A 2,831-nucleotide genomic window follows, 5' to 3' on the forward strand; every position below is an offset into this window, starting at 1 on the left:
ATCACGGGTCTCGCGGCGACGAGGGCTATCCCGCCGATCAATCGGCTTCTCAGCCACGCAATCGTCGTCCGCCCCTTCGCCGATGGGCCTATATGGCTCCCTTTACTGCACCCAAGTTCCTGGTTGCTGGCCGTCGGATTCATCACGGCCCTCATGACTGGAAACTCCATCGGCGGCGCTTTCACCAGCGCCTGGCGCCGCGGAAAAACGGCCGTACTCACCATCGTGGTGTTTCTTGCCATGGCACAGGTTATGGTCACATCCGGTATCGCGGATGGCATCGCCCATGGCTTGCGATCGTCGCTGGGTCTTACCGCCGTGTTGGCGACACCGCTGCTCGCAAGCCTGTTCGGGTTCCTGACCAGCAGCAGCAGCGCAACAAATGGGCTGCTGATGCCCGCCCAGGCCGCTCTCGCCCAGGCGACCCAGTTAAGTTTGCCGTGGCTTGCCGCTTTTCAGAACGTGGCCGCGGCAGCGGCGACCATGCTCAGTCCGGTTCGGCTTGCGATGGGTTGCGCCCTTGTCGGCAGGCCGGACATTGAACGTCCGGCTTACGGACGTGCATGGCCGCTGGGCGCGGTACCACTGGCCATTCTCGTGGCGGCGGCAGCGCTTCTGACTGTTTGATTCAGCGCGATTATCGACCCCATCCAGAGGTCTTCGTTGCGGGAAACCTGAACCCGCGAGAAACCTTATTTGGAGAACACCTGGTTTGCGCGACCACTTCGGTGCGGGAAACTCCGGCGATTCCGCCCGCGGTCATCACGCTCCAGCCAAACCGCCCGTTCCGGCAGGCCACCGTTATGATACGGGGTACGGCAGGGACTGGGACAGCAGGTACTACTCCGCCACCCGAGCTTCCGCCGCGTCGCCGAAGCGGCAACGAGCCGCGGGATGGCGGGCGGGAAGCCTTGGATGGCCAAAGATCTTCTGCCGCAACGGACCCGGTGCGTACTGCGTCTTGAACGCACCACGCGATTGCAGTTCGGGCACCAGCAGATCGACCACGGCCTCCAGGCTTTCCGGCACCACGACGCGGGTCAAATTGAACCCGTCGATATCGGCTTCCTCTACCCAGGCCTGGAGTTCATCCGCGACGGTCGCGGGGGAACCGACGATGAAAGCCCCGCGGCCGCCAACCTGGCCAAAACTTACGAGATCGCGCACGGTCCAACGACGATCGGGACTGCGGGTGGTGATCGATTCGATCAGCGACAGCATGGCATTGCCCTCGACATGCTGGATCGGTTCGTCCGGATCGTAACGAGACAGGTCGATGCCAGACCAACCGGATAGCAGCGCCAGAGACCCCCGATCGTCTACCCAACGTTGGTATTCGGCGTGTCTGTCCCGGGCTTCGGCGTCCGTCGACGCAACGATAATTGTCGTGCCGAGGAAGATTTTGACGTCGTCCGCCCGCCGCCCCTTTTCCACGGCATGGCGGCGTATATCCCGCACTGTTTCCGCTGCCAACGCCTTGGTATGGCCATTGATGAATACCGCCTCGGCATGACCGCCGGCGAACCCACGCCCGGCGGCCGAAGCACCGGCCTGGAACAGGAATGGTGTCCGCTACCGGGACGGATGCACCAGATGGATCGCATCCAGATCGTAATGTGCGCCATGATGCGATATCCGCCGCACCCGGTCGGGCCGCGTATACGTCCGCGTCTGGCGATCGCGCACCAGTGCGTCGTCGGCCCAGCTTCCCTCCCACAGGGCGTAGACAACTTTCAGGAACTCCTCGGCCACGGCGTAACGCTGGTCATGGTCCGTCAACCCACCCTGGCCCGCACCCCTGGCGCCACTGTCCAGGATCCCGGTGACGATGTTCCACGCCATCCGACCCCGGGTCAGGTGGTCCAGCGTGGAGAAGCGACGGGCGAGCAAGTAGGGCCTCTCATAAGTCAGCGTGGCGGTGACGCCGAAACCGATGTTTTCGGTCACGGCCGCCATCAGCGGCACCGCCGGGAACGGATCGAGCGTGGGCGCCTGCGCCGCCGTACGGATGGCGGTGTCGGGGCTGTTGCCATAGACGTCGTAGACCCCGATCACGTCGGCCAGGAAAATGGCATCAAGCAACCCGCGTTCCGCCGTCTTCGCCAGATGGGTCCAGTATTCCGGCGTGTCATGCCGGATTGAGGCATCGTTCGGGTGCGCCCAGAGCCCCGCCCAGGTGTGGCTGGGTGCGTTCATGTGGAACGCGTTCAGGCGGATTTCCTTGGGCATGCTATTCGGCCGCCTCGGCATGAGTGGCGAAGCGGCCGGCCGGACGTTTCAGGCCGAGATGTTCGCGCAACGTGGTCCCTTCGTATTCGTGCCGGAACAGTCCGCGCCGCCGCAGCACGGGCACGACCAGTTCGACAAAATCCACCAGACCGCCCGGCAGCGTCGGCGGCATGATGTTGAACCCATCGGCACCGTAATTGACGAAACGTTCTTCCAGTTGGTCGGCGATCTGCTGCGGCGTGCCGACCAACTGCCAATGTCCGCGAGCACCGGCGATGCGCAGATACAATTGTCGGATGGTCAGATTCTCCCGCTTCGCGAGGTCTATCAGCAGAACGCGCCGGCTTTTGCCGCCATCGGTTTCCGGCAGGTCCGGCACTGGGCCGTCCAGCGGGAATCGCGAAAAATCGAACCCGCCGGAATGGTTCGCCAGCAGGCCCAGGCCAACAACCGGATCGATCAGCGATTGCAGCGCTTCGAATTTTTCCTGTGCTTCTGTTTGGGTTCGCCCCACCACCGGAAACACGCCGGGCATGATCTTCAGATCGTCCGGCGAGCGTCCGTATTTCGCCATCCGCCCTTTCACATCGGCATAGAATCCG

Annotated in this window: 2 protein-coding genes and 1 pseudogene; 1 reads left to right on the forward strand and 2 read right to left on the reverse strand. The window is 63.3% G+C overall.

Annotation, left to right across the window (positions count from 1 at the left end; genetic code table 11):
- A partial coding sequence (locus tag GSQ89_RS23735) for an L-lactate permease (RefSeq protein ID WP_216856348.1) occupies nt 1–627 on the forward strand: 627 nt, incomplete at its 5' end.
- A gap of 213 nt (nt 628–840) precedes the next feature.
- On the opposite strand, the pseudogene GSQ89_RS23740 reads toward GSQ89_RS23735, so the two are convergent.
- Both GSQ89_RS23740 and GSQ89_RS39350 read right to left on the reverse strand, forming a co-directional pair.
- Nucleotides 841–2,250, reverse strand: a pseudogene (locus GSQ89_RS23740) (LLM class flavin-dependent oxidoreductase).
- A partial coding sequence (locus GSQ89_RS39350; RefSeq protein WP_254073328.1) for an LLM class flavin-dependent oxidoreductase occupies nt 2,231–2,831 on the reverse strand: 601 nt, incomplete at its 5' end. The gene GSQ89_RS39350 and the pseudogene GSQ89_RS23740, both read right to left, overlap by 20 nt.

Source organism: Acidisphaera sp. S103, assembly GCF_009765975.1.
Lineage (GTDB): Bacteria > Pseudomonadota > Alphaproteobacteria > Acetobacterales > Acetobacteraceae > Rhodopila.